This window comes from Enterobacter cloacae subsp. cloacae ATCC 13047 (assembly GCF_000025565.1).
GTDB lineage: Bacteria > Pseudomonadota > Gammaproteobacteria > Enterobacterales > Enterobacteriaceae > Enterobacter > Enterobacter cloacae.
The window spans coordinates 5,289,251-5,314,581 of sequence record NC_014121.1 but is presented as its reverse complement, the minus strand read 5'-3'; the positions used below and the strand labels follow the sequence as shown (position 1 = coordinate 5,314,581).

At 53.6% G+C, this 25,331-nt stretch carries 26 protein-coding genes and 1 pseudogene; 9 read left to right on the top strand and 18 right to left on the bottom strand.

Features of this window, described 5'->3' with window-relative positions:
• Positions 1-625: 625 nt before the first annotated feature.
• The 8 genes and pseudogenes from rpmH (at position 626) to ECL_RS25740 (ending at position 6,349) form a co-directional block, all read left to right on the top strand.
• The gene (rpmH, locus tag ECL_RS25775) at positions 626-766 is read left to right on the top strand and encodes a 50S ribosomal protein L34 (protein ID WP_000831330.1); all 141 of its coding nucleotides are present in this window, start codon (positions 626-628) and stop codon (positions 764-766) included.
• Positions 767-782: 16 nt separating this feature from the next.
• Entirely contained in the window at positions 783-1,142 is a 360-nt protein-coding gene (gene rnpA, locus ECL_RS25770; RefSeq protein WP_028028049.1) for a ribonuclease P protein component, read from the top strand.
• A complete protein-coding gene (gene yidD, locus ECL_RS25765; RefSeq protein ID WP_001307474.1) occupies positions 1,106-1,363 on the top strand; it encodes a membrane protein insertion efficiency factor YidD in 258 nt (85 codons plus the stop codon). The genes rnpA and yidD overlap by 37 nt, the downstream gene beginning before the upstream one ends.
• Positions 1,364-1,365: 2 nt before the next feature.
• Positions 1,366-3,006 (top strand): membrane protein insertase YidC, encoded by a 1,641-nt coding sequence (gene yidC / locus ECL_RS25760; protein ID WP_013099419.1) that lies wholly within the window; start codon positions 1,366-1,368, stop codon positions 3,004-3,006.
• 72 nt (positions 3,007-3,078) lie between these two features.
• Entirely contained in the window at positions 3,079-4,443 is a 1,365-nt protein-coding gene (gene mnmE, locus ECL_RS25755; RefSeq protein WP_013099418.1) for a tRNA uridine-5-carboxymethylaminomethyl(34) synthesis GTPase MnmE, read from the top strand.
• Between the two features lie 98 nt (positions 4,444-4,541).
• Positions 4,542-4,850 (top strand): annotated as a pseudogene (locus ECL_RS25750) (hypothetical protein); the annotation flags it as partial.
• Between the two features lie 149 nt (positions 4,851-4,999).
• Positions 5,000-5,746: a 4'-phosphopantetheinyl transferase family protein gene (locus ECL_RS25745; RefSeq protein WP_013099416.1), complete on the top strand. Its 747-nt coding sequence runs from the start codon at positions 5,000-5,002 to the stop codon at positions 5,744-5,746.
• Between the two features lie 36 nt (positions 5,747-5,782).
• Entirely contained in the window at positions 5,783-6,349 is a 567-nt protein-coding gene (locus ECL_RS25740; protein ID WP_013099415.1) for an NADPH-dependent FMN reductase, read from the top strand.
• A gap of 61 nt (positions 6,350-6,410) precedes the next feature.
• On the opposite strand, the gene adeP is transcribed toward ECL_RS25740, so the two are convergent.
• Positions 6,411-7,748, bottom strand: a complete 1,338-nt coding sequence (gene adeP / locus ECL_RS25735; RefSeq protein ID WP_023621401.1) for an adenine permease AdeP — start codon at positions 7,746-7,748, stop codon at positions 6,411-6,413.
• A 165-nt stretch (positions 7,749-7,913) separates the two neighbouring features.
• Here adeP and yieH point away from each other — a divergent pair, with 165 nt between their 5' ends.
• Positions 7,914-8,579: a 6-phosphogluconate phosphatase gene (gene yieH, locus ECL_RS25730; protein ID WP_013099413.1), complete on the top strand. Its 666-nt coding sequence runs from the start codon at positions 7,914-7,916 to the stop codon at positions 8,577-8,579.
• A 50-nt stretch (positions 8,580-8,629) separates the two neighbouring features.
• Here the strand turns inward: yieH and phoU are convergent, their stop codons facing one another.
• The 17 genes from phoU to rsmG form a co-directional block, all read right to left on the bottom strand.
• A complete protein-coding gene (gene phoU / locus ECL_RS25725; protein ID WP_008500182.1) occupies positions 8,630-9,355 on the bottom strand; it encodes a phosphate signaling complex protein PhoU in 726 nt (241 codons plus the stop codon).
• A 14-nt stretch (positions 9,356-9,369) separates the two neighbouring features.
• Positions 9,370-10,143, bottom strand: coding sequence for a phosphate ABC transporter ATP-binding protein PstB (gene pstB / locus ECL_RS25720; protein WP_008500183.1), 774 nt, complete (start codon positions 10,141-10,143; stop codon positions 9,370-9,372).
• A 47-nt stretch (positions 10,144-10,190) separates the two neighbouring features.
• Positions 10,191-11,081 (bottom strand): phosphate ABC transporter permease PstA, encoded by an 891-nt coding sequence (gene pstA, locus ECL_RS25715; protein WP_013099412.1) that lies wholly within the window; start codon positions 11,079-11,081, stop codon positions 10,191-10,193.
• A complete protein-coding gene (gene pstC, locus ECL_RS25710) occupies positions 11,081-12,040 on the bottom strand; it encodes a phosphate ABC transporter permease PstC (RefSeq protein ID WP_013099411.1) in 960 nt (319 codons plus the stop codon). Before pstC ends, pstA begins: the two co-directional genes overlap by 1 nt.
• Positions 12,041-12,167: 127 nt before the next feature.
• The gene (gene pstS / locus ECL_RS25705; RefSeq protein ID WP_013099410.1) at positions 12,168-13,208 is read right to left on the bottom strand and encodes a phosphate ABC transporter substrate-binding protein PstS; all 1,041 of its coding nucleotides are present in this window, start codon (positions 13,206-13,208) and stop codon (positions 12,168-12,170) included.
• Between the two features lie 322 nt (positions 13,209-13,530).
• On the bottom strand, positions 13,531-15,360 hold the full coding sequence (gene glmS / locus ECL_RS25700; protein ID WP_013099409.1) for a glutamine--fructose-6-phosphate transaminase (isomerizing): 1,830 nt from the start codon (positions 15,358-15,360) through the stop codon (positions 13,531-13,533).
• Between the two features lie 237 nt (positions 15,361-15,597).
• Positions 15,598-16,968 carry a bifunctional UDP-N-acetylglucosamine diphosphorylase/glucosamine-1-phosphate N-acetyltransferase GlmU gene (glmU, locus tag ECL_RS25695; RefSeq protein WP_013099408.1) on the bottom strand — a complete coding sequence of 457 codons (1,371 nt, stop codon included), beginning with the start codon at positions 16,966-16,968 and terminating at the stop codon, positions 15,598-15,600.
• 137 nt (positions 16,969-17,105) lie between these two features.
• Complete coding sequence (locus tag ECL_RS25690; protein ID WP_006177560.1) at positions 17,106-17,525, bottom strand: F0F1 ATP synthase subunit epsilon; 420 nt, start codon at positions 17,523-17,525, stop codon at positions 17,106-17,108.
• A 20-nt stretch (positions 17,526-17,545) separates the two neighbouring features.
• A complete protein-coding gene (gene atpD, locus ECL_RS25685; RefSeq protein ID WP_003862362.1) occupies positions 17,546-18,928 on the bottom strand; it encodes a F0F1 ATP synthase subunit beta in 1,383 nt (460 codons plus the stop codon).
• Between the two features lie 31 nt (positions 18,929-18,959).
• Positions 18,960-19,823: a F0F1 ATP synthase subunit gamma gene (gene atpG, locus ECL_RS25680; protein ID WP_003862364.1), complete on the bottom strand. Its 864-nt coding sequence runs from the start codon at positions 19,821-19,823 to the stop codon at positions 18,960-18,962.
• Between the two features lie 51 nt (positions 19,824-19,874).
• Positions 19,875-21,416 (bottom strand): F0F1 ATP synthase subunit alpha, encoded by a 1,542-nt coding sequence (gene atpA, locus ECL_RS25675; protein ID WP_003862367.1) that lies wholly within the window; start codon positions 21,414-21,416, stop codon positions 19,875-19,877.
• Positions 21,417-21,428: 12 nt separating this feature from the next.
• Positions 21,429-21,962, bottom strand: a complete 534-nt coding sequence (gene atpH, locus ECL_RS25670; RefSeq protein WP_013099407.1) for a F0F1 ATP synthase subunit delta — start codon at positions 21,960-21,962, stop codon at positions 21,429-21,431.
• 14 nt (positions 21,963-21,976) lie between these two features.
• Positions 21,977-22,447, bottom strand: coding sequence for a F0F1 ATP synthase subunit B (gene atpF, locus ECL_RS25665; protein ID WP_013099406.1), 471 nt, complete (start codon positions 22,445-22,447; stop codon positions 21,977-21,979).
• A 48-nt stretch (positions 22,448-22,495) separates the two neighbouring features.
• Positions 22,496-22,735 (bottom strand): F0F1 ATP synthase subunit C, encoded by a 240-nt coding sequence (gene atpE / locus ECL_RS25660; RefSeq protein WP_000429386.1) that lies wholly within the window; start codon positions 22,733-22,735, stop codon positions 22,496-22,498.
• Between the two features lie 49 nt (positions 22,736-22,784).
• Positions 22,785-23,600, bottom strand: coding sequence for a F0F1 ATP synthase subunit A (atpB, locus tag ECL_RS25655; protein WP_013099405.1), 816 nt, complete (start codon positions 23,598-23,600; stop codon positions 22,785-22,787).
• An 8-nt stretch (positions 23,601-23,608) separates the two neighbouring features.
• Complete coding sequence (gene atpI, locus ECL_RS25650; protein ID WP_008500194.1) at positions 23,609-23,989, bottom strand: F0F1 ATP synthase subunit I; 381 nt, start codon at positions 23,987-23,989, stop codon at positions 23,609-23,611.
• Between the two features lie 616 nt (positions 23,990-24,605).
• Positions 24,606-25,229: a 16S rRNA (guanine(527)-N(7))-methyltransferase RsmG gene (rsmG, locus tag ECL_RS25645; protein ID WP_013099403.1), complete on the bottom strand. Its 624-nt coding sequence runs from the start codon at positions 25,227-25,229 to the stop codon at positions 24,606-24,608.
• Between the last annotated feature and the right edge of the window lie 102 nt (positions 25,230-25,331).

Here is a 25,331-nt window from a genome sequence, read left to right as displayed (position 1 = left end):
TCGAACAATAAAAGAAAACTATTGAATATTCATGATTGTTGGCGCACATCGACATGACCCAATGAGGGGGATGTGCGAACCGCTATCTGCGGTTATACACGCCATCGTTGAAACAACCTGAACGATATTGTGTTTATGCCCGGCCAGGATCGCTGGATCCCGATCGGGACCGCGGATCATAGCCTAAACTGAGCCAGAGATCTTCTGTTTCTCACAGATTCTTCCCGATTTATCCACAGGAAGATCCGAAACCGGGTAAGTGTAAACGATCCTGGCGGGAGTGCCCCACGATTTAGCCCGCATATTGGAAAATTTAATGAGAACAGACAATTTTTTGCTTAAATGATCTAACGAAGATCCAGGACGATCCTTGCGCTTTGTTGATGAGACCGTATAATCCTCGACCCGGCGCGTGATGCTCTTCTTCCTGCGTCGTCCGTTGCTCATTTTCCACGCGAAATCGTGCGGAAATACGCGGGAAATAAGGAAAGAGAATTGACTCCGGAGTGTACAATTATTACAATCCGGCCTCTTTAATCACCCACGCTGAGGCGTTAGTCGTTCGAATCTCGTTCGGGTATACGCAAAAGTCAGTGAATTTATTCAAGTTTAGGTAGAAATCGCCATGAAACGCACTTTTCAACCGTCTGTACTGAAGCGCAACCGTTCTCACGGCTTCCGTGCTCGTATGGCTACTAAAAATGGTCGTCAGGTTCTGGCACGTCGTCGTGCTAAAGGCCGCGCTCGTCTGACCGTTTCCAAGTAATAAAGCTAACCCCTGAGTGGTTAAGCTAGCATTTCCCAGGGAGTTACGTTTGTTAACTCCCGCTCATTTCACTTTCGTCTTCCAGCAGCCACTACGGGCTGGCACGCCGCAAATCACCATCCTCGGCCGCCAAAATTCGCTGGGGCATCCCCGCATCGGTCTTACTGTCGCCAAGAAAAACGTTAAGCGTGCGCATGAACGCAACCGGATTAAACGTCTGACGCGTGAAAGCTTCCGTTTACGTCAGCACGAACTGCCTTCTATGGATTTCGTGGTGGTGGCGAAAAAAGGGGTTGCCGACCTCGATAACCGTGCTCTCTCGGAAGCGTTGGAAAAATTATGGCGCCGCCACTGTCGCCTGGCTCGCGGGTCCTGATAGCCCTCATTCGGGTCTATCAACGCCTGATTAGTCCGCTACTCGGGCCACACTGCCGTTTCACGCCAACATGCTCAAGCTACGGAATTGAGGCATTGCGCAGGTTTGGAGTGATAAAAGGCAGTTGGTTGACGGTGAAACGCGTATTAAAATGCCACCCTTTACACCCAGGTGGAGACGACCCCGTCCCCCCAGGACCCTTTGATACCAGAGAACACTAACGATGGATTCGCAACGCAATCTTCTTATCATCGCTTTGTTGTTCGTGTCTTTCATGATCTGGCAGGCATGGGAGCAGGATAAAAATCCTCAACCCCAGCAGCAGACCACGCAGACAACGAGCAGCCAGGGGAGTGCCGCCGACCAGGGCGTACCGGCCAGTGGCCAGGGGAAACAGATTACGGTTAAGACCGATGTGCTTGAGCTGACTATCAACACCCGTGGTGGTGATGTTGAGCAGGCGCTGCTGTTGACCTACCCGAAAGAGCTGAAGTCTACCGAGCCGTTCCAGTTACTGGAAACCACGCCAGAGTTTATCTACCAGGCGCAGAGCGGCCTGACCGGTCGTGATGGCCCGGATAACCCGGCTAACGGTGCGCGTCCACTGTACAACGTCGAAAACGACACCTTTGTACTGGCTGATGGCCAGAACGAACTCGTTATTCCGATGACCTACACCGACGCGGCAGGCAACACCTTCACTAAAACCTTCACCCTGAAACGCGGTGAATATGCAGTGAACGTGGGCTACAGCGTACAGAACGCCGGTGCGAAACCGCTTGAAGTATCGACCTTTGGTCAGCTGAAGCAGTCCATCAATCTGCCGTCTCACCGTGACACCGGAAGCAGCAACTTTGCGCTGCATACCTTCCGTGGCGCGGCATACTCCACGCCTGACGCGAAGTATGAGAAATACAAATTCGACACCATTGCCGATAACGAAAACCTGAACGTCAGCTCCAAAGGCGGTTGGGTGGCAATGTTGCAGCAGTATTTCGCAACGGCATGGATCCCAAATAACGACGGTACCAATAACTTCTACACCGCGAATCTGGGCAAAGGTATTGCGGCTATCGGCTACAAATCTCAGCCGGTTCTGGTTCAGCCGGGTCAAACCGGTAAGCTGGCAAGCACCCTGTGGGTCGGCCCGGAAATCCAGGACAAAATGGCTGCTGTTGCACCGCACCTGGATCTGACCGTTGACTACGGCTGGTTGTGGTTCATCTCTCAGCCGCTGTTCAAGCTGCTGAAGTTCATCCACAGCTTCCTGGGTAACTGGGGCTTCTCCATCATCGTTATCACCTTCATCGTACGTGGCATCATGTACCCGCTGACCAAAGCGCAGTACACCTCCATGGCGAAGATGCGTATGCTGCAGCCGAAGATTCAGGCAATGCGCGAGCGTCTGGGCGATGACAAACAGCGTCAGAGCCAGGAGATGATGGCCCTGTATAAAGCAGAGAAAGTGAACCCGCTGGGTGGCTGCTTCCCGCTGCTGATTCAGATGCCAATCTTCCTTGCGCTGTACTACATGCTGATGGGTTCCGTTGAGCTGCGCCATGCGCCGTTCGCGCTGTGGATCCATGACCTGTCCGCACAGGACCCGTACTACATCCTGCCGATCCTGATGGGCGTGACGATGTTCTTCATCCAGAAGATGTCTCCGACCACCGTGACCGACCCGATGCAGCAGAAGATCATGACCTTTATGCCGGTCATCTTCACCGTGTTCTTCCTGTGGTTCCCGTCAGGTCTGGTGCTGTACTATATCGTCAGCAACCTGGTGACCATCATCCAGCAGCAGCTGATTTACCGTGGTCTGGAAAAACGTGGCCTGCATAGCCGCGAAAAGAAAAAGTCCTGATTCGGTAAGTTAACGCTAAAATAAGGGCGGTCGATTGACCGCCTTTTTTATTTGTATTGAACGAGAGCAACCATGAGCCATAACGACACTATCGTCGCCCAGGCAACCCCACCGGGACGCGGTGGTGTAGGCATTTTGCGTATCTCCGGCCTGAAGGCGCGCGAGGTCGCTGAAGCGGTGCTGGGTAAACTGCCAAAGCCGCGCTACGCTGATTATCTGCCGTTTAAAGACAGCGACGGTACCCCACTGGACCAGGGCATTGCGCTGTGGTTCCCCGGCCCGAACTCCTTTACTGGTGAAGACGTGCTGGAGCTGCAGGGTCACGGTGGCCCGGTCATCCTCGACCTGCTGTTAAAACGTATTCTGACCCTGCCAGGCCTGCGTATTGCGAAGCCTGGCGAGTTCTCCGAACGTGCCTTCCTCAACGACAAGCTCGACCTGGCGCAAGCCGAGGCGATTGCAGACCTGATCGACGCCAGCTCTGAACAGGCGGCTCGCTCTGCTCTGAACTCGTTGCAGGGCGCGTTTTCCGCACGCGTAAATCATCTTGTGGAAGCACTTACTCACCTCAGGATCTACGTCGAAGCAGCGATTGACTTCCCGGATGAAGAAATCGACTTTCTCTCTGACGGTAAAATTGAAGCCCAGCTCAATGATGTGATGACCGATCTCGAGGCCGTTCGCGCCGAAGCGCGCCAGGGGAGCCTGCTGCGTGAAGGGATGAAGGTGGTCATCGCGGGTCGTCCAAACGCCGGGAAATCGAGCCTGCTGAACGCCCTCGCGGGCCGTGAGGCGGCGATCGTGACCGACATCGCCGGGACCACCCGCGACGTGCTGCGCGAGCATATTCACATCGATGGCATGCCGTTGCATATCATCGACACTGCGGGTCTGCGTGATGCCAGCGACGAAGTGGAGCGTATTGGTATCGAGCGCGCCTGGCAGGAGATTGAGCAGGCCGACCGTGTGCTGTTTATGGTGGATGGCACCACGACCGATGCCGTAGACCCGGCGGAGATCTGGCCGGACTTTATCGCCCGTCTGCCAGCTAAACTGCCGATCACCGTGGTGCGTAACAAAGCAGACGTCACCGGCGAAACGCTGGGCATCAGCGATGTGAATGGTCACTCACTTATCCGTCTGTCGGCCCGCACCGGCGAGGGCGTTGACGACCTGCGTAACCATCTCAAGCAGAGCATGGGCTTTGACACCAGCATGGAAGGCGGCTTCCTGGCGCGGCGTCGCCACCTGCAGGCGCTGGAAGAGGCGGCACGTCACCTCGAGCAGGGCAAAGCGCAGCTGATTGGCGCATGGGCGGGGGAATTGCTGGCGGAAGAGTTGCGCCTGGCGCAACAGAATCTGAGTGAGATCACCGGGGAGTTTACGTCGGACGATCTGCTTGGGAGGATCTTCTCGAGCTTCTGTATTGGTAAGTGACCCCCGTTACTGAAGGGTGATTTCCCCCCAGGAAATCACCCTTGTCCAGTCGATTGCCGTACTCAAAGAGAGCCATCCGGCCGAAAGCTACTGAACCGTTTTTTATTAGCCGGTTATTGAACGCTACCCTGTGCGTGGCGGCGATCCTCACCTATGTAACCGTTTCCCTGGTGCTGCTGATGGAAACCATGGGTTTTAATCGCGAGCAGTATTCCAAGATGGTCAGTATGGCGGTCTCGTTCTTGACGCCGTTTGCGCTCAATATGCTGATCGGGATTCTGATTGGCTGTAGCATGCTCTGCATCCCTTTACTTATGGTCCTCCAGCCCTTCACGCTGATCTGGCATAAACGGAACAGCCATAATCCGAAAATCCTCTGGCTACGCGAGACCATCAAGGCGTTATAGGGTGTCAGCGATCCAATTTTCGCCTAAGAAAATGTAAAGTTCGGTCCTCAGCCTTTTCTTACTATCATTTACTGATTAAAACAGGAGTTGAGTTAAGCGATAATGATGTAACCGTTTAACCGACTACGACCATTATCAAGGAGCGAAAAATGGCTACGCACTTTGCAAGAGGGATACTGACAGAAGGTCGTCTCGTATCGGCCAGAATTTCTTCAGCGTGTCACAGTGAAGCGCTCAAACTTCCTGAGCACCGTCGGTCGCGTTTTTTGGCGTCCCGGGCGCTTCTTGCTGAACTGCTGTTTATGCTGTACGGCACCAGTGAGCTGCCGGACATTATCATCCAACCTGAAGGTCGTCCGGTCTTTGCCGACCCGGAACTGCCGCGTTTCTCCATTGCCTATACGGGCAATATTATTGGCGTAGCACTCACCACCGAAGGCGATTGCGGGCTGGATATGGAGCTTCAGCGCGCGACACGCGGTTTTCACGGCGCCAGCCCGCATGATGATTACCCGCTCTCCAGCAATGAACAGCTGTGGGTGCGCAACCAGAACGATCCCACTGAAGCCCGGGCTCAGCTTATCACCTTGCGTCAGAGCATTCGTAAGCTCTGTGGCTGCGCGTCAGACGATGCCAGTCAGCTGCAACTCCTGCCGGGCTCCGGACGCCTGCGCTCCACGCAAGCCGCGCTGGTAGAAGCGCTCAGCGATGTTGAGGATGTACTGATCTGGTCTGTAGCAGTGACACCTGCCATTGAACGGCTGAAAATCTGGGAATTTGACAGTAAACAGGGATGGAGTAGCCTTCCGGATGTGCCCGAACGTGCCAACGAGCCCGCCGCACGCCTGATGAGATTAACCAGTTTACCGGCAGAAAAAGCATATACCCTTAGCTGATCCGTTCAGGGTCATCATGATGAAACAGGAGTAATCATGTCTGAAACGTTGAAAGTCGTAACATTACTGGGAAGCCTGCGCAAAGGTTCATTTAACGGGATGGTTGCCCGTACGCTGCCACAGTTGGCTCCGGCGGGTATGGAGATTAGCGCCCTGCCGTCCATTGGTGACATTCCCCTTTACGATGCGGACGTGCAGCAGGAAGAAGGCTTTCCGCAGAGCGTCGAAGCGCTGGCCGAGCAGATTCGCCAGGCTGACGGGGTGGTGATTGTGACGCCAGAGTATAACTACTCGGTTCCGGGTGGTCTGAAAAACGCAATTGACTGGCTATCCCGCCTGCCGGAGCAGCCGCTTTCCGGTAAGCCGGTGCTGATTCAGACCAGTTCAATGGGTGCCATTGGCGGTGCGCGCTGCCAGTATCATCTGCGCCAGATCCTGGTATTCCTGGATGCAATGGTCATGAACAAGCCGGAATTTATGGGTGGAGTGATTCAGAATAAAGTCGACCCGCAGACGGGTGAAGTGGTGGATCAGAGCACGCGTGACCATCTCTCTGGCCAGCTGACGGCGTTTGGGGATTATATCAAGAGGGTGAAGGCTTAAGTGAGGTGCGGGCTGATGCCCTCACCCCAGCCCTCTCCCACGGGAGAGGGTGCAAACATGTTTATTTGGCGTCGATAAACACAATCTTCAGCACAAACAGCAGCGCCACAATGATGACACACGGGCTGAGGTCGCGGAAACGACCAGTGCCAATCTTCATCACGCAGTAAGAGATAAAGCCCAGCGCGATACCTTCAGTAATAGAGAAGCTGAACGGCATCATTACCGCGGTAATAAACGCCGGTACCGCTTCGGTTAAATCATCCCACTTCACGCGCGACAGGCTGGAGGTCATCAGTACCCCCACGTAAATCAGCGCACCGGCAGCCGCATACGGTGGAACCATGCCAGCCAGTGGAGAAAGGAAGATCACCAGCAGGAACAGAATACCCACCACAACCGCGGTCAGACCGGTACGGCCCCCTACGGAGACACCGGAAGAGGACTCAATATAAGCGGTAACAGAAGAGGTTCCGATAAAAGCACCGCTGACAGAGGAGATGCTGTCCACAAACAGCGCCTGCTTCATGCGCGGGAATTTACCTTTCTCATCCGCCAGGCCCGCTTTGTCGGTCACGCCGATCAGCGTGCCGGAGGAGTCAAACAGGTTCACCAGCATAAAGGAGAAAATCACCCCCGCCAGGCCCAGATTCAGGGAACCCGCCAGATCAACATGACCAATAACGGTAGAGACGCTCGGTGGTGCGGAGACAATGCCGTTATAGTGAACGTCACCCAGCATCCAGCCCAGCAGGGTGGTCACTACGATGGACACAAGCACCGCCGCATGAATATTGCGGGAAGCGAGGATCGCGATGATAAAGAAGCCCAGCACGCCCAGCAGCACGTTATGGGAGGTCAGATGACCTATGCTGACCAGCGTCTCCGGGTTAGCGACGATAACACCGGCATTTTTCAGCCCCATCATACCGATGAACAGACCGATACCGCTGGTGATACCCACGCGCAGGCTGACAGGAATGTTAGCAATCATCCAGTAACGCACGCGGAAAATAGTCAGCAGCAGCAGACCAACCGCGCCCCAGAAGATAGCGCCCATGCCGACTTGCCACGGCAGCCCCATCGCCTGAACCACCACGAATGCAAAGAATGCGTTAAGCCCCATCGCCGGAGCCAGTGCGACCGGCAGGTTAGCGAATACGCCCATCAGAATGCTGCCAAGTGCAGCGATCAGGCAGGTGGTCACGAAGACGGCGCTGGTATCCATGCCAGCAACGCCCAGAATTTGTGGGTTAACAAAAACGATATAGACCATCGTCAGGAAGGTGGTAAAACCGGCGATCACTTCGGTGCGTGCCGTTGTGCCGTGCTCGCGCAGTTTAAACACGCGCTCAAGCAGACCCTGACCCGATGTCTGGGTTGTGTGTTGTTGACTCATCATCAATTTCCGAACAAGGAGGGAAAATTCGTCGCTATCCTATACCAAAATGCGACAATAGTGGCGGTTACGAGATACTTTTTTCATTGATTTTGCTTATACGGCAACGATTGCGTCTCGTTGAACTGCAGTACGTAAACGTTAAACTTGTAAAAAGGGAAAGGCATGTCCGGAATTGAAGCGGTATTTTTCGACTGCGACGGTACGCTGGTCGACAGTGAGGTCATTTGTTCCCGCGCGTATGTCGCCATGTTCCAGGAATTTGGTATTACGCTCGATCTCGACGAGGTGTTCAAACGCTTTAAGGGCGTGAAACTGTACGAGATCATCGACATCATTAACGCCGAACACGGTGTGGATCTGGCGAAAACGGATCTGGAACCGGTGTACCGCGCCGAGGTCGCACGCCTGTTCGATTCTGAGCTGGAGGTCATTGCTGGCGCAAACGCGCTGCTGGATGCCATGACGGTACCGATCTGCGTGGTGTCTAACGGACCGGTCAGCAAAATGCAGCACTCGCTGGGTAAGCTTGAGATGCTGCACCACTTCCCGGAAAAATTGTTCAGCGGCTACGATATTCAACGCTGGAAGCCAGATCCTGCGCTGATGTTCCATGCGGCAAACGCAATGAACGTCAACGTAGAGAACTGTATTCTGGTGGATGACTCGTCCGCGGGCGCGCAGTCGGGCATTGATGCAGGAATGGAAGTGTTTTATTTCTGTGCCGACCCGCACAACAAGCCGATCGATCATCCAAAAGTGACGACCTTTACCGATCTGGCGCAGTTGCCGGAATTGTGGAAGGCGCGCGGGTGGAATATTACACGATAGGTTTTTGTAGGCCCGGTAAGCGCAGCGCCACCGGGCATTTTAACCACCGATTACTCTTTCGGATCTTTACCCGCCAGCAGCTTGTCCAGCTCGTCGCCGCCCACGTGACGGAAGTCCTGACCTTTCACAAAGTAGAAAATGTATTCGCAAATGTTCTGGCAGCGGTCGCCGATACGCTCGATAGAGCGCGCGCAGAACAGGGCGGTCAGTACGCTTGGGATCGTACGTGAATCTTCCATCATGTAGGTCATCAGCTGGCGCACGATGCCTTCATACTCCTGGTCGACTTTCTTGTCTTCACGGTAGATACGTACCGCTTCATCCAGATCCATACGCGCAAAGGCATCCAGCACGTCGTGCAGCATCTGCACCGTGTGGCGGCCCAGCGACTCCAGGCTCACCAGCAGCGGCTGATGCTGCTGAGAGAATTTCTCCAGCGCGGTGCGGCAGATTTTATCCGCAACGTCACCGATACGTTCCAGCTCGGCGATGGTTTTGATGATGGCCATCACCAGACGCAGGTCGCTCGCCGTCGGCTGACGCTTGGCGATTATGCGCACACACGCTTCGTCAATCGCCACTTCCATCATGTTGACGTTTTTATCGCCTTCGATAACGCGCTTCGCCAGTTCGCTGTCCTGGTTATGCATCGCCGTGATCGCATCAGAAAGCTGTTGCTCGACCATGCCACCCATGGTCATGACCTGAGTGCGAATACTTTCCAGCTCTGCGTTGAACTGGCCGGAAATGTGTTTATTAAGATTGAGATTGTCCATAGCGCGCTCCTGAATCAACCGTAACGACCGGTGATATAGTCTTCTGTTTGCTTTTTAGCGGGCTTGGTGAACAGATCGTCCGTGTTACTGAACTCAATCAACTCGCCCAGGTACATAAATGCCGTGTGGTCGGAGCAACGCGCAGCCTGCTGCATGTTGTGGGTCACGATAACCACGGTGTAATCCTGCTTCAGCTCGGTGATCAGCTCTTCGATACGACCGGTTGAGATCGGGTCCAGCGCTGAACATGGCTCATCCAGCAGCAACACTTCCGGGCGGATCGCGATTCCACGCGCAATGCACAGACGCTGCTGCTGCCCGCCGGAGAGAGAGTAACCGCTCTGGTGCAACTTATCTTTGGTTTCGTTCCATAATGCGGCCTTGGTCAAGGCCCACTGCACGCGCTCGTCCATATCGGCACGGGAGAGCTTTTCAAAAAGGCGTACACCAAACGCGATGTTGTCGTATATCGACATCGGGAACGGCGTCGGTTTCTGGAAAACCATGCCCACTTTCGCGCGCAGCAGGGCGATATCCTGAGCCTGGGTCAGAATGTTTTCACCGTCCAGGATGATTTCGCCTTCGGCACGCTGCTCTGGATAGAGCGAGTACATTTTGTTAAAGGTGCGCAGCAGCGTGGATTTACCACAGCCGGACGGACCGATGAATGCCGTTACCTGGTTCTTCGCGATATCCAGGTTGATATTCTTCAGGGCATGGAATTTGCCGTAGTAGAAGTTCAAATCACGAACCTGAATCTTACCCGGGGCAGTATCAACCATACTCATTGACTCATTTCCTCATTCGGCGCCGCGAGCTGCCGCGCCGTAAAAATTTAACCGTGTTTCTTCTTCGCGAAAATGACGCGCGCCAGAATGTTCAGCAACAATACGCAAAGGGTGATGATCAGCACCCCGGCCCAGGCCAGCTGCTGCCATTCCGCGAATGGGCTCATCGCAAATTTAAAGATCGTCACCGGCAGGTTGGCGATCGGCTGCATCATGTCCGTGCTCCAGAACTGGTTGGAGAGGGCGGTAAACAGCAGCGGTGCCGTTTCACCCGCGATACGGGCAATGGCCAGCAGAATACCGGTCATGATCCCGGAGACAGAGGCTTTAAGCGTAATCGCGGAGATCATTTTCCACTTTGGTGTACCCAGCGCATACGCCGCTTCACGCAGACTGTCCGGCACCAGTTTGAGCATGTTCTCGGTGGTACGAATGACGATAGGCACCTGCAGCAGCGCCAGCGCAATCACACCCGCCCAGCCGGAGAAGTGTTCCATTTGTGCCACAACAATGGTGTAAACAAACAGACCCACCACAATAGACGGCGCAGAGAGCAGAATGTCGTTAATGAAACGAATCACTTCTGCGAGCCAGGATTTACGGCCATATTCCGCCAGATAGATACCCGCCATGATGCCAAGCGGCGTACCGAATACCGTCGCCCACAGGATCAGCAATCCGCTGCCTGCCAGGGCGTTCGCCAGTCCACCACCCGCCGTGTTCGGCGGAGGCGTCATTTCGGTGAACAGCGCCAGAGACATGCCGTCGATACCGCGAACCACGGTAGAGAAGAGGATCCAGATCAGCCAGAACAGACCGAATGCCATCGTCGCCATCGAGAGCGTCAGCGCGATACGGTTTTTAAAACGACGCTTCGCCTGCATTTTGCGGCGGGATTCCGCAAGCTGAGCAGGGCTTTGCATTTCGAGAGTTGCCATTAGCGTGCCCCCTCATTTTTCGCGAGACGCAGGATCATCAGCTTGGAGATCGCCAGTACGATGAAGGTAATCACGAACAGGATCAGACCCAGCTCCATCAGCGCCGCCACGTGCAGCCCGGATTCCGCTTCGGCGAATTCGTTCGCCAGTGCGGAGGTAATACTGTTACCCGGCATATAGAGCGAGGCACTGTCGAGCTGGTAGGTGTTACCGATGATAAAGGTCACCGCCATGGTCTCACCCAACGCACGCCCTAAGCCCAGCATCACGCCCCCAATCACCCCATTTTTGGTGAACGGAAGAACGATACGCCAGATCACTTCCCAGGTGGTGCAGCCAATGCCGTAAGCCGACTCTTTCATCATCACCGGGGTTTGTTCGAACACATCGCGCATAACTGCCGCAATGTACGGAATAATCATGATGGCGAGGATCACACCAGCCGCCAGAATACCGATACCGAATGCCGGGCCGGAGAACAGCGCCCCCACAAACGGAATAGCGGAAAGAACATTACCCACCGGCTCCTGGAAATACGTGGCAAACAGTGGCGCAAAGATAAACAGACCCCACATGCCGTACACGATACTTGGAATGGCCGCCAGCAGTTCAATGGCGATACCCAGCGGGCGTCGCAGCCAGCCCGGTGCCAGTTCCGTCAGGAACAGGGCGATACCAAAGCTTACCGGAACTGCAATCAGCAGGGCGATGAACGAGGTGACCAGCGTGCCGTAAATCGGCACCAGCGCACCGTAGATATCATTCGGCGCGTCCCACTCTTTGGTCCACAGGAAGGAGAAACCGAATTTCTGAATGCTCGGCCAGGAGGAGAAAATCAGAGACACGATAATGCCGCCCAGTAGCAATAGCACAATCAGCGCAGCCAGTTTTACCAGCGCGCTGAAAATCATGTCACCTTTTTTACCCGGAGGGTTAAATGCAGGCTTGGTTGCAGCCATAAATTACTCTTCTGTTTGAGACGTTTTACGAATATGCCCGGTGGCGCTGACGCTTACCGGGCCTACAGCGTTAACCGTAGGGCGGGTAAGCGTAGCGCCACCCGCCATCTTCGTTAAATATATCCTGTTAGTACAGCGCTTTACCGCTGCTGTCTTTCACGTTGGTTTTCCATGCAGCACGAATCTGCTCAACCACGCTGTCTGGCAGGCTGGCATAATCCAGGTCATTAGCCTGTTTGCCGCCGTTTTTGTATGCCCAGTCGAAGAACTTCAGCACTTCTGCACCCTGCTCAGGTTTCTTCTGCTCTTTGTGAACCAGAATGAAGGTGGTAGAGGTGATTGGCCACGCGTCTTCACCTTTCTGATTAGTCAGGTCCTGAGCGAAGGATTTGCTCCAGTCAGCGCCTTTTGCAGCGTTGGCAAAGTTCTCTTCAGTCGGGCTGACAGGTTTGCCATCAGCAGAAACCAGTTTGGTGTAGGACAGGTTGTTCTGCTTGGCGTACGCATATTCTACGTAACCGATAGAGCCCGGCAGACGCTGTACGAACGCGGCGATACCGTCGTTCCCTTTACCGCCCAAACCGGTTGGCCAGTTAACGGTAGAGCCGGAACCGACTTTAGATTTCCACTCTTCGTTCACCTTCGCCAGGTAGCTGGTGAAGACGAAAGAGGTACCAGAACCATCCGCGCGGCGAACCACGGCGATGTTCTGAGAAGGCAGCTTCAGGCCAGGGTTGAGCTTAGCGATGGCTTCGTCATCCCATTTTTTGATTTTGCCCAGGTAGATATCACCCAGGGTTTTGCCGTCCAGCACCAGCTCACCCGACTTCACGCCCGGCAGGTTGATCGCCAGAACCACACCACCGATTACGGTCGGGAACTGGAACAGGCCTTCCTGAGCCAGTTTGTCATCAGACAGCGGAGCGTCGGATGCGCCGAAATCAACGGTGTTTGCGGTAATTTGTTTCACGCCACCGGAGGAGCCGATACCCTGATAGTTAACCTTGTTACCGGTTTCTTTCTGGTAGGTATCCGCCCATTTGGCATACACCGGCGCAGGGAAGGTTGCACCAGCGCCAGTCAGGCTTGCTTCTGCGAATACAGAGAAAGCGCTCAGAGATAAGGTCGCGGCGACAACAGTTGCGACAGTGGTACGCATAACTTTCATAATGTCTCCTGCAAGGATTTCGTAAATCATTGTTTAAGTGGCTACGATGAGCAAAATAGGACAAACAGGTGACAGATAAATGTACGAATTATGACAGTTTTATGACAATGGAAATTTAGCTTAAAAACCAGCGAAAGATTCCTGATTTATCATCATGTTAGCCACAATCATGACAACAACTTTTCAGAAATATTTTCTTTATGTGACACTGAAAAAAGTAGCTTAAGATGACAGATTGTCATAAATAAAAACGCGAATGCGTTGATTAAAAACAAACCAGGCAGGGTAAAAAAGCTCCACCCGAAGGTGGAGCCTGGAGGGATTATTCTACGGTGACCGATTTCGCCAGGTTACGCGGCTGGTCAACGTCGGTGCCTTTGATCAGCGCAACGTGGTAAGCCAGCAACTGCAGCGGCACTGTGTAGAAGATAGGGGCAATAACCTCTTCTACGTGCGGCATCTCGATGATGTGCATGTTGTCGCTGCTGGCAAAACCGGCGTCCTTATCAGCGAAGACGTACAGTACACCACCGCGGGCGCGAACTTCTTCAATGTTGGACTTCAGTTTTTCCAGCAGTTCGTTGTTAGGTGCCACAACGATAACCGGCATATCCGCGTCAATCAGCGCCAGCGGGCCGTGTTTTAGCTCGCCTGCCGCGTAGGCTTCAGCGTGGATGTAGGAGATCTCTTTCAGCTTCAGCGCGCCTTCCAGCGCAATAGGGTACTGGTCGCCACGGCCGAGGAACAGGGCGTGGTGCTTGTCAGAGAAATCTTCAGCCAGGGCTTCAATGCGCTTATCCTGAGACAACATCTGCTCAATACGGCTTGGCAGTGCCTGCAGACCATGAACGATGTCATGCTCAACAGAAGCATCCAGCCCTTTCAGACGCGCCAGTTTCGCCACCAGCATCAGCAGAACCGTCAGCTGCGTGGTAAACGCTTTGGTGGAGGCCACGCCGATTTCAGTGCCCGCTTTGGTCATCAGCGCCAGATCGGATTCACGCACCAGCGATGAGCCCGGCACGTTACAGATAGCCAGCGATCCCAGGTAACCCAGCTCTTTAGAGAGACGTAGCGCCGCCAGGGTATCTGCCGTTTCGCCAGACTGAGAAAGGGTGATCATCAGGCTGTTACGACGCACGGCGGATTTGCGGTAGCGGAATTCAGAGGCGATTTCCACATCGCACGGCACGCCAGCCAGCGATTCAAACCAGTAGCGAGAGACCATCCCGGAGTTGTAGGAGGTACCGCAGGCCACAATCTGAATGTGCTCAACCTTGCTGAGCAGCTCGTTTGCGTTGGCACCCAGTTCGCTCAGGTCCACTTCGCCGTGGCTGATACGACCAGTCAGGGTGTTTTTGATGGCGTTTGGCTGCTCATAAATCTCTTTCTGCATGTAGTGACGGTAAGCGCCTTTGTCGCCCGCGTCGTACTGCAGATTGGATTCAATTTCAGGGCGCTTCACCTGCTCGCCTTTGGTATCAAATACCGTCACGCTGCGGCGAGTCACTTCTGCGATATCACCCTCTTCCAGGAAGATAAAGCGGCGGGTGACCGGCAGGAGCGCCAGCTGATCAGAAGCGATAAAGTTTTCGCCCATGCCCATACCGATAACCATTGGACTACCGGAACGCGCCGCCAGCAGGGTGGACGGATCGCGGGAGTCCATGATCACCGTACCGTACGCACCGCGCAGCTGTGGGATTGCGCGCAGCACCGCGTCACGTAGCGTGCCGCCCTGTGCCAGCTCCCAGTGCACCAGGTGCGCAATCACTTCGGTATCGGTTTCAGAAACGAAGATATAGCCGCGCGCTTTCAGTTCTTCGCGCAGCGGTTCGTGGTTTTCGATAATGCCGTTATGCACGACCACGATGTGTTCAGACACATGCGGGTGCGCGTTGCCTTCAGACGGTTCGCCGTGTGTCGCCCAGCGGGTATGCGCAATACCGGTGCCACCGTGCAGCGGGTGTTCTTCCGCGGCCTGGGCCAGCATCTGCACTTTACCGAGGCGACGCAGACGGGTCATATGACCTTCTGCATCCACTACTGCCAGACCGGCAGAGTCGTAGCCACGGTATTCCAGACGACGTAAACCTTCGAGAAGGATTTCAGCAATATCACGCTGCGCAACTGCGCCAACAATTCCACACATAGTTAGATTTCCTGATTATGGCGTTATGCCATGCGTTGTCGCTGACCTGTATTTGCCCTTTCCGGGCACCCCGAGCCTTGTAGAGAGTGGGGTTATTGTTATGGGTACTGCTTGTGGGGGGAGGATTATATTATCCCCTCACCCCGGCCCTCTCCCCAAAGGGGCGAGGGAGAAAAACACCGCACCGAACGATCCCCTCTCCCTTTGGGGAGAGGGTTAGGGTGAGGGGTAAATCCGTTACTTCTTCTTCACAGGGCGTTTCCAGCCCTGCTTGTGCACCTGCGGCACACGGCTTAATACCAGTTCGTTTTCGGCGATATCGCGCGTAACGGTTGTCCCGGCGGCAATCGTTACGCCGTTACCCACGGTAACAGGCGCCACCAGCTGAGTGTCGGAACCAACAAACACATCATCACCGATGATGGTTTTAAACTTATTCGCGCCGTCATAGTTGCAGGTAATCGTTCCTGCGCCAATATTCACGTTGTCGCCAATTTCCGCATCGCCCAGATAGGTCAAATGACCGGCTTTAGAGCCTTTACCCAGACGCGCTTTTTTCATCTCAACGAAGTTTCCAACATGTGAGCCTTCCAGCAGCTCAGCCCCCGGGCGCAGACGCGCGAACGGCCCAATAGTGCACGCAGCGTCAAGACGGGCATCTTCCACCACGCTGTATGGGCTAATTTCGCAATCATCACCGATGATGCTGTTTTTGATCACACAGCCCGCACCAATTTTGACGCGGTTACCCAGTGTGACGTTACCTTCCAGGATAACGTTAGTATCAATTTCAACGTCGCGCCCGTGCGTTAACGTTCCACGCAGATCGAAACGCGCCGGATCGCGCAGCATCACGCCGGCCAGCAGCAGTTTTTCGGCCTGTTCGGACTGATAAACACGCTCCAGACGGGAAAGCTGAAGGCGGTTATTCACCCCTTCGGTTTCGCTGATACGCGCCGGGTGAACCGCCGCAATCTCACGCCCTTCCTGGTACGCCATCGCAATGATGTCGGTGATGTAGTATTCACCCTGCGCGTTGTTGTTGTTGAGCTTAGACAGCCAGCGCTTCATGTCCGCGCCGTTAGCCATCAGGATACCGGTGTTGATCTCCTGAATCTGGCGCTGTGCTTCGCTGGCGTCTTTATGTTCAACGATACCCGTGACGTTGCCGTTTTCACGGGTGATGCGGCCGTAGCCGGTCGGATCGTCCAGCACGACGGTTAATAAACCGATACCGCCCTGCGGTTTGGCTTCACGCAGGCGAGTCAGTGTGTCGATGGAGATCAGCGGAACATCGCCGTAGAGCATCAGAATGTCTTCGTCATCGGCAAAGAACGGTGCTGCCTGCTGCATTGCGTGGCCGGTTCCCAGCTGTTCAGCCTGAAGCACCCAGTTGAGCTTGTCATCGCTCAGCGACTTTTTAAGCAGATCGCCGCCGTGGCCATAGACCAGGTGAACCTGGCGAGCGCCCAATTCATTTGCTGCATCAATAACATGCTGCACCATTGGCTTTCCTGCCAGTGTATGAAGCACTTTAGGCAGATCGGAATACATGCGGGTACCTTTGCCTGCGGCAAGGATCACCACGCTCATCGCACTGTTTGACATACGCATCCTGACGGTAGTTTGAGTGAGAAGTAAAAACGTTTGGTGCTTAAAATTCTACATCTTTTTCGTCATGAATTAAGGACGAAAAAAAAGCCAGCCTGGTATCCAGACTGGCTTTTGTGCTTTTCAAGCCGGTGTTACATCGCTTTTTTGGTCAACTCGATAACGCGCAGTTTGGCGATCGCTTTGGCCAGCTCCGCAGACGCCTGAGCGTAATCCACGTCACCATGAGAGCTGCTAATGTGCTCTTCAGCCTTACGCTTCGATTCCAGGGCTCGCGCTTCGTCGAGATCCTGGCCACGAATAGCGGTATCGGCCAGAACGGTCACACTGCCAGGCTGCACTTCAAGAATGCCGCCGGACAGATAGATGAACTCTTCGTGACCGAACTGTTTAACGATGCGGATCATACCAGGCTTAATGGCGGTGAGCAGCGGTGCGTGACCCGGGAAGATACCCAGTTCACCTTCACTACCCGTTACCTGGATTTTCTCGACCAGACCAGAGAACATTTGTTGCTCTGCGCTGACGACGTCCAGGTGGTAAGTCATTGCCATATCACCCTCCGATTAAGGCGTTAAAGTTTTTTGGCTTTTTCCACAGCTTCTTCGATGGAACCAACCATGTAGAACGCCTGCTCTGGCAGGTGATCGTATTCGCCTTCCATGATGCCTTTAAAGCCACGGATGGTGTCTTTCAGGGAAACGTATTTACCTGGAGAACCGGTGAATACTTCCGCAACGAAGAACGGCTGGGACAGGAAGCGCTGGATCTTACGCGCACGTGCTACCACCAGTTTGTCTTCTTCAGACAGTTCATCCATACCCAGGATGGCGATGATGTCTTTCAGTTCCTGGTAACGCTGCAGCAGGGACTGTACGCCACGCGCGGTGTCGTAGTGTTCCTGACCAACAACCAGTGGATCCAACTGACGGCTGGTGGAGTCCAGCGGGTCAACGGCCGGGTAGATACCCAGAGACGCGATCTGACGGCTCAGTACCACGGTTGCATCTAAGTGCGCAAAGGTGGTTGCTGGAGATGGGTCAGTCAAGTCATCCGCAGGTACGTATACCGCCTGAACGGAAGTGATAGAACCGGTTTTGGTAGAGGTGATACGTTCCTGAAGAACACCCATCTCTTCCGCCAGCGTAGGCTGATAACCTACCGCTGAAGGCATACGACCCAGCAGTGCAGATACTTCCGTACCGGCCAGGGTGTAACGGTAGATGTTATCAACGAACAGCAGAACGTCACGGCCTTCGTCACGGAACTTCTCAGCCATCGTCAGACCAGTCAGCGCAACGCGCAGACGGTTTCCTGGTGGCTCGTTCATCTGGCCGTAAACCAGGGATACTTTGTCCAGAACGTTGGAGTCGGTCATTTCGTGGTAGAAGTCGTTACCCTCACGAGTACGTTCACCTACGCCCGCAAATACGGAGTAACCGGAGTGCTCGATCGCGATGTTACGGATCAGCTCCATCATGTTTACGGTTTTACCTACACCCGCACCACCGAACAGACCAACTTTACCGCCCTTCGCAAACGGACACATCAGGTCGATAACTTTGATACCGGTTTCCAGCAGTTCCTGAGAGCTGGACAGCTCTTCGTAGGAAGGTGCCGCGCGGTGGATAGCCCAACGCTCTTCTTCACCGATGTCGCCTTTCATGTCGATTGGCTGACCCAATACGTTCATGATACGACCCAGTGTTGCTTTACCTACCGGGACTTCGATCGGGTGCTCAAGGTCTTTAACTTCCAGACCACGACGCAGACCGTCGGAAGACCCCATCGCGATGGTACGCACGATACCGCCGCCGAGCTGCTGCTGAACTTCCAGCACCAGGCTCTCGTTACCATTCTGTACCTCAAGCGCGTCGTACACGCGTGGTACGGCGTCCTGAGGGAACTCGACGTCCACCACGGCGCCGATTACCTGGACAATCTTTCCAGTAGCCATCTTGAATCCTCTACGTAATTCGTAAACCTGGTTAAACCGCGGCGGCCCCCGAGACGATCTCGGTGAGTTCCTGAGTAATGCTGGCCTGACGAGCTTTGTTGTAAACCAACTGCAGCTCTTTAATCAGGCTGCCGCCATTATCGGTCGCGGCTTTCATCGCCACCATTCGTGCGGCCTGCTCGCTGGCCAGGTTTTCTACAACGCCCTGATAAACCTGAGATTCAACGTAACGACGCAGCAGGGTATCCAACAGCGGTTTCGGATCGGGTTCATACAGGTAATCCCAGGCTTTCTGTTTCAGCTCGTCATCTTCTGAAGCCGGTAAAGGCAGCATCTGAGTGAGCGTTGGCACCTGAGACATGGTGTTAATAAATTTGTTGCTGACAACGTACAGTCTGTCCAGACGGCCTTCATCATAGGCCTGCAACATCACTTTAACCGGGCCGATCAGTTCGGACAGGGACGGGTTATCACCCATACCGGTCACCTGAGCGACAATGTTGCCACCAACGGAGTTAAAGAAAGAGACGCCTTTAGAGCCGATCAATGCGAGGTCGCACTGAACGCCTTTATCGGACCAGCCTTTCATATCCGCCAGCAGTTTTTTGAACAGGTTAATGTTCAAGCCGCCACACAGACCACGGTCGGTCGACACCACCAGGTAGCCCACGCGCTTAACGTCGCGTTCTTCCAGGTAAGGGTGCTTATATTCCAGATTACCGTTTGCAAGGTGACCAATCACTTTGCGCATGGTTTCTGCATAAGGACGGCTGGCCGCCATGCGATCCTGCGATTTACGCATTTTGGAAGCGGCGACCATCTCCATCGCTTTAGTGATCTTTTGCGTGTTCTGGACGCTTGCGATCTTACTACGTATCTCTTTTGCGCCGGCCATGAGCTTCTCCTCAATGCCAGGCGGCTTGTCCTGAGACAAGCCGCCGGACGATTACCAGGATTGGGTTGCTTTGAAGGAATCGAGGATAGCTTTCAGCTTGCCTTCGATTTCGTCGTTATAGCCACCGGTCTGGTTGATCTCTTGCATCAGCGGAGCGTGATCACGGTCGACGTAAGCCAGCAGAGCGGCTTCGAAGCTACCGATTTTCGCCAGTTCCACATCTTCGAGGTAACCGCGTTCAGCCGCGAACAGTACCAGGCCCTGCTGAGCAACAGACATTGGTGCGTACTGTTTCTGCTTCAGCAGCTCGGTCACTTTCTGACCGTGGCTCAGCTGTTTACGGGTTGCTTCGTCCAGATCGGATGCGAACTGAGAGAACGCAGCCAGTTCACGATACTGTGCCAGCGCGGTACGGATACCACCGGACAGTTTCTTAATGATCTTGGTCTGAGCAGCACCACCTACACGGGATACGGAGATACCCGGGTTAACCGCCGGACGAATACCGGAGTTAAACAGGTTGGTTTCCAGGAAGATCTGACCATCGGTAATGGAGATTACGTTGGTCGGAACGAACGCAGAAACGTCACCCGCCTGGGTTTCAATGATCGGCAGCGCGGTCAGAGAGCCCGTTTTACCCTTCACTTCACCTTTGGTGAAGTTCTCGACGTATTCCGCGTTAACGCGGGAAGCACGCTCCAGCAGACGAGAGTGGAGGTAGAATACGTCGCCAGGGAACGCTTCACGTCCTGGTGGACGACGGAGCAGCAGGGAAACCTGACGATAAGCAACAGCCTGTTTAGACAGGTCATCGTATACGATCAGTGCATCTTCACCGCGGTCACGGAAGTATTCACCCATTGCACAACCAGCGTATGGCGCCAGGTATTGCAGTGCAGCAGATTCAGAAGCGGTAGCCACAACAACGATGGTGTTAGACAGCGCGCCGTGCTCTTCCAGTTTACGAACCACGTTAGAAATGGTGGACGCTTTCTGGCCGATAGCCACGTACACACATTTGATGCCGGAGTCACGCTGGTTGATGATGGCATCGATAGCCATCGCGGTTTTACCGGTCTGACGGTCACCGATGATCAGTTCACGCTGACCACGACCGATTGGGATCATGGCATCAACGGACTTATAACCCGTCTGAACAGGCTGATCTACGGACTGACGGTCGATAACGCCCGGTGCGATAACTTCGATTGGAGAGAAGCCATCGTGCTCAACCGGACCTTTACCGTCGATTGGTGCACCCAGGGTGTTAACAACACGACCCAGCAGGCCACGGCCAACCGGAACTTCCAGAATACGGCCAGTACACTTAACCTTCATGCCTTCGGCGAGGTCAGCGTATGGACCCATCACAACTGCACCTACGGAGTCGCGCTCCAGGTTCAGTGCGATAGCGTAACGGTTACCCGGCAGGGAAATCATCTCACCCTGCATACAATCGGCCAGGCCGTGGATGCGGATAACACCGTCACTTACAGAAACAATAGTACCTTCGTTATGAGCTTCGCTCACAACATTGAACTGAGCAATGCGCTGCTTGATCAGTTCGCTGATTTCGGTGGAATTCAGTTGCATGCTCCAGTCCCCTTAAGACTGCAAGACGTCTGCAAGGCGCTCAAGACGGCCGCGTACGCTGCCATCAATGACCATATCACCCGAGCGGATGATTACGCCTGCCATTACAGACTTATCGATTTTGCAATTCAGCTTAACTTTGCGTGACAGACGTTTTTCCATCGCGGCGGTAATTTTCGCAAGCTGTTCATGACTCAGTTCAGTCGCAGAAGTTACTTCAACTTCAGCAGTAGCTTCACTAAGGGCACGTAAGTGCTCAAACTGCTCGAGAACATCCGGGAGCACACGGAGACGACCATTTTCTGCCATTACCTTAATCAGGTTCTGACCGTTGGCATCCAGTTGCTCTCCGCACACGGCGATGAACGACGCGGCGAGGGTTTCAGGTGCTAATGCACCAGAAAGCAACTCGGCCATTTGTTCGTTTTTCGTCACCTCAGCGGCAAACGCCAGCATATTCTGCCAGCGATCGACATTTTGGTGTTCGACAGCAAAGTCAAAAGCTGCTTTGGCGTAGGGGCGAGCTACCGTAACAAATTCAGACATCAGCCCCTCCCTCCTTACAGTTCAGCGACAAGTTTGTCCACGATGTCGCTGTTAGCAGCTTCATCCACGGAACGTTCGATGATCTTCTCGGCGCCAGCAACAGCCAGAATCGCAACCTGCTTACGCAGTTCTTCACGAGCACGTTTACGCTCAGCTTCAATTTCAGCCTGAGCCTGTGTCACGATCTTAGTACGTTCCTGTTCTGCTTCAGCTTTGGCTTCGTCCAGGATCTGAGAACGGCGTTTGTTAGCCTGTTCGATGATTACCTGAGCTTCCGCTTTCGCTTTTTTCAGCTGGTCTGTCGCGTTGGCCTGTGCAAGGTCCAAATCTTTCTTTGCACGTTCTGCAGAAGCCAGACCGTCAGCAATTTCTTTCTGACGTTTTTCGATGGCAGCCATTAAAGGCGGCCATACATACTTCATGCAGAACCAGACAAAGATAATAAACGCGATGGCCTGGCCGAGGATTGTTGCGTTCATGTTCACAGCACAATACCTCTTAAATTTCTGTGGCTTGGGGTTTTAAAACAACTACTACGCGACAGCAAACATCACGTACAGACCCAGACCTACAGCGATCATTGGGATAGCATCCACCAGACCCATAACGATAAAGAACTGAGTACGCAGCAGAGGAATCAGATCAGGTTGACGCGCAGCGCCTTCCAGGAATTTGCCCCCGAGGATGCCGATACCGATCGCAGCACCGATAGCCGCCAGACCCATCATCACAGCGGCAGCCATGTACAGCAGATCCATATTCAGGTTTTCCATGACAGTCTCCAGTTTGTTTCAATTAAAACGTAGTAGTGTTGGTAAAAAATCAGTGCTCTTCAGACGCCATCGACAGATAGACGATCGTCAGAACCATGAAGATAAAGGCTTGCAGCGTAATGATCAGGATGTGGAAAATGGCCCACGGCACATTCAGAACCCACTGTGACCACCACGGCAGAAGCCCCGCGATCAGAATGAAAATCAGCTCACCCGCATACATGTTGCCGAACAGTCGCAGACCCAGTGAAACAGGTTTGGACAGCAGGCTAACGCCTTCCAGGATCAGGTTGACCGGAATAAACGCCCAGTGGTTGAACGGCTGCAAGGTAAGCTCTTTCACAAAGCCGCTTACGCCTTTCATTTTGATGCTGTAGAAAAGAATCAGGATAAACACGCCCAGCGCCATCGACAGGGTGATGTTCACGTCAGCAGACGGAACCACGCGCAGAGCAGGCAGACCGAAGACATGCTCGCCAATCCACGGCAGGAAATCGATAGGCAGAAGGTCCATCAGGTTCATCAGGAAGACCCACACGAACACGGTCAGTGCCAGTGGCGCAATCAGCTTGCTCTTACCATGGTACATGTCTTTCACGCTGCCATGGACGAAGCCGATGATCATCTCAACGAACGTCTGGAATTTCCCTGGAACACCGCTGGTCGCCTTTTTAGCAACACCGCGGAACATGGCCAGGAACAGAAGACCCAAAACCACCGAGAAGAACATGGAGTCGATGTTGATCGTCCAGAAGGTGGCCGGGGGGTTATGCGGATCCACCAGCGAGAATGTACGCAGGTCCAGCTGAAGGTTATTCAGATGGTGACCTATGTAATCCTGCGGCGTCATATTTTCTGAAGCCATGATGCCTTTTACCCTTTGTTATTGATTACAGCTGGAGCCAGAACTTGTACCACCAGCACCAAAACCCACGTAGCTATCAGCGGCATGAATACCACTTTCAAAACCGCCAGCGCCATCACCAGTAGAGCAAAGGTCAGCAACACCTTACACACTTCGCCGAGGGCGAAGGACCAGGCCACGCGGCCTTTGGCAGGTGTATGCGCCTGATGACGCCAGGCAAAAATCATAAACAACACGTTTGGCAGCACAACCGCCAAACCCCCGCACACGGCGGAGATGCCCCAGAAGGGGTCTTTGAGGCTAAACAGCAGTCCACTTGCTATCACAGCCAGAAACTGAATGAACAGAAGCTTACGAGCAACGTTTCTACTCAAGAGCGACACAGACATCACGTTTTTACTCCTGCTCCCTTCGAGGTATGCCGCGTGTCGTATAAAACGTCCTTTAAGGCTCAGAGTCAAGCATCAAAAAGCGGTCAAATTATACGGTGCGCACCCGTGATTTCAAACATTAAGTAGCGAAAAGGTGAATAAATGTTTAAATATTTTTCCCCGCCGCTATTTTTCAACTTTTGATGAAAGCCCCGACCTTCGAGCAAAACTGCAAACAGCGCGAAAACGTTGACTACAAAGCGTGCACGAGATCACAAAATACACATTTGCGATAAGGTTGTATTTATCAAACTCGTAAATCGCTTAATTTCATCTTTCTGAAATTAAAGATAAAATGTCGCAACTATTTTCAAAACAGCCCCGTATACAATAAAAACCTTTTATTGACATTCTTAATAAATATTTAACATTGCATTCTGGTTGCTGCTTTCCACTTTTAGCAGGCTGATATTTTCGTGGTTGATTATCTTCAGGGTGAACAATGGTGAGGAAGTTAACCATTAGAAAACCCTTAGTAAAAACACGGTTAAATTCTCTCCGGCAAAATCCGTTGTGTTGTGCTGTTTTTTAACACTGACAGAACAGCACAAATTCCACATTTTTTATTAAATTTTTAAAAATTGTTTGGCTTAATTATCACCAGATGACGTTCGCCTTCGAGCTGAGGAATCTGTAATTTCTCAATGGACTCGACGGCAAAACCGTCCGGAAGCTGTTCAATTTCATCGCCGGGCAACTGCCCTTTCAGCGCATAAAAACGGCCATTCTCTGCCGGTAAGTGCTTACACCAGCTCACCATGTCATTAAGCGAAGCAAACGCACGGCTGATAACCCCGTCGAACGGTGGCTCTGCCGGAAACTCCTCTACCCTGCTTTGCACAGGTGTGATGTTCTCAAGCTTCAGCTCATGCTGTACCTGGCGCAAAAAACGCACGCGCTTGCCAAGGCTATCCAGCAGCGTGAAATGGCTTTCCGGGCGGACAATTGACAGGGGAATACCCGGCAGGCCAGGACCCGTGCCCACATCGATAAAGCGCTCACCGTTCAGGTACGGCGCAACCACAATGCTATCGAGAATATGGCGAATCAGCATCTCGTTGGGGTCGCGTACGGAGGTGAGGTTGTACGCTTTATTCCATTTGTTCAGCATATCGACATAGGCCACCAGCTGATTTTTCTGGTGATCGGTGAGCGAAATACCTGCCTGATCCAGCAGACGAGAGAGTTTATTGAGCACGGTGAATACCTGTTGAGAGACTTAAGTGGCGGGTGACGCTTAGCTAACCCGCCCTACGGAGTTCTGTAGGCCCGGTAAGCGCAGCGCCACCGGGCGAATTAC

Coding starts and splice junctions, on each gene's coding strand:
- yidC (WP_013099419.1), top strand. CDS start 1,366: ATGGATTCGCAACGCAATCTTCTTATCATCGCTTTGTTGTTCGTGTCT.
- pstS (WP_013099410.1), bottom strand. CDS start 13,208: ATGAAAGTTATGCGTACCACTGTCGCAACTGTTGTCGCCGCGACCTTA.
- ECL_RS25690 (WP_006177560.1), bottom strand. CDS start 17,525: ATGGCAATGACTTACCACCTGGACGTCGTCAGCGCAGAGCAACAAATG.
- adeP (WP_023621401.1), bottom strand. CDS start 7,748: ATGAGTCAACAACACACAACCCAGACATCGGGTCAGGGTCTGCTTGAG.
- atpI (WP_008500194.1), bottom strand. CDS start 23,989: ATGTCTGTGTCGCTCTTGAGTAGAAACGTTGCTCGTAAGCTTCTGTTC.
- pstB (WP_008500183.1), bottom strand. CDS start 10,143: ATGAGTATGGTTGATACTGCCCCGGGTAAGATTCAGGTTCGTGATTTG.
- atpG (WP_003862364.1), bottom strand. CDS start 19,823: ATGGCCGGCGCAAAAGAGATACGTAGTAAGATCGCAAGCGTCCAGAAC.
- mnmE (WP_013099418.1), top strand. CDS start 3,079: ATGAGCCATAACGACACTATCGTCGCCCAGGCAACCCCACCGGGACGC.
- atpE (WP_000429386.1), bottom strand. CDS start 22,735: ATGGAAAACCTGAATATGGATCTGCTGTACATGGCTGCCGCTGTGATG.
- phoU (WP_008500182.1), bottom strand. CDS start 9,355: ATGGACAATCTCAATCTTAATAAACACATTTCCGGCCAGTTCAACGCA.
- pstC (WP_013099411.1), bottom strand. CDS start 12,040: ATGGCTGCAACCAAGCCTGCATTTAACCCTCCGGGTAAAAAAGGTGAC.
- atpH (WP_013099407.1), bottom strand. CDS start 21,962: ATGTCTGAATTTGTTACGGTAGCTCGCCCCTACGCCAAAGCAGCTTTT.
- glmU (WP_013099408.1), bottom strand. CDS start 16,968: ATGTCAAACAGTGCGATGAGCGTGGTGATCCTTGCCGCAGGCAAAGGT.
- ECL_RS25745 (WP_013099416.1), top strand. CDS start 5,000: ATGGCTACGCACTTTGCAAGAGGGATACTGACAGAAGGTCGTCTCGTA.
- atpB (WP_013099405.1), bottom strand. CDS start 23,600: ATGGCTTCAGAAAATATGACGCCGCAGGATTACATAGGTCACCATCTG.
- rpmH (WP_000831330.1), top strand. CDS start 626: ATGAAACGCACTTTTCAACCGTCTGTACTGAAGCGCAACCGTTCTCAC.
- ECL_RS25740 (WP_013099415.1), top strand. CDS start 5,783: ATGTCTGAAACGTTGAAAGTCGTAACATTACTGGGAAGCCTGCGCAAA.
- pstA (WP_013099412.1), bottom strand. CDS start 11,081: ATGGCAACTCTCGAAATGCAAAGCCCTGCTCAGCTTGCGGAATCCCGC.
- yieH (WP_013099413.1), top strand. CDS start 7,914: ATGTCCGGAATTGAAGCGGTATTTTTCGACTGCGACGGTACGCTGGTC.
- atpA (WP_003862367.1), bottom strand. CDS start 21,416: ATGCAACTGAATTCCACCGAAATCAGCGAACTGATCAAGCAGCGCATT.
- glmS (WP_013099409.1), bottom strand. CDS start 15,360: ATGTGTGGAATTGTTGGCGCAGTTGCGCAGCGTGATATTGCTGAAATC.
- atpD (WP_003862362.1), bottom strand. CDS start 18,928: ATGGCTACTGGAAAGATTGTCCAGGTAATCGGCGCCGTGGTGGACGTC.
- yidD (WP_001307474.1), top strand. CDS start 1,106: ATGGCGCCGCCACTGTCGCCTGGCTCGCGGGTCCTGATAGCCCTCATT.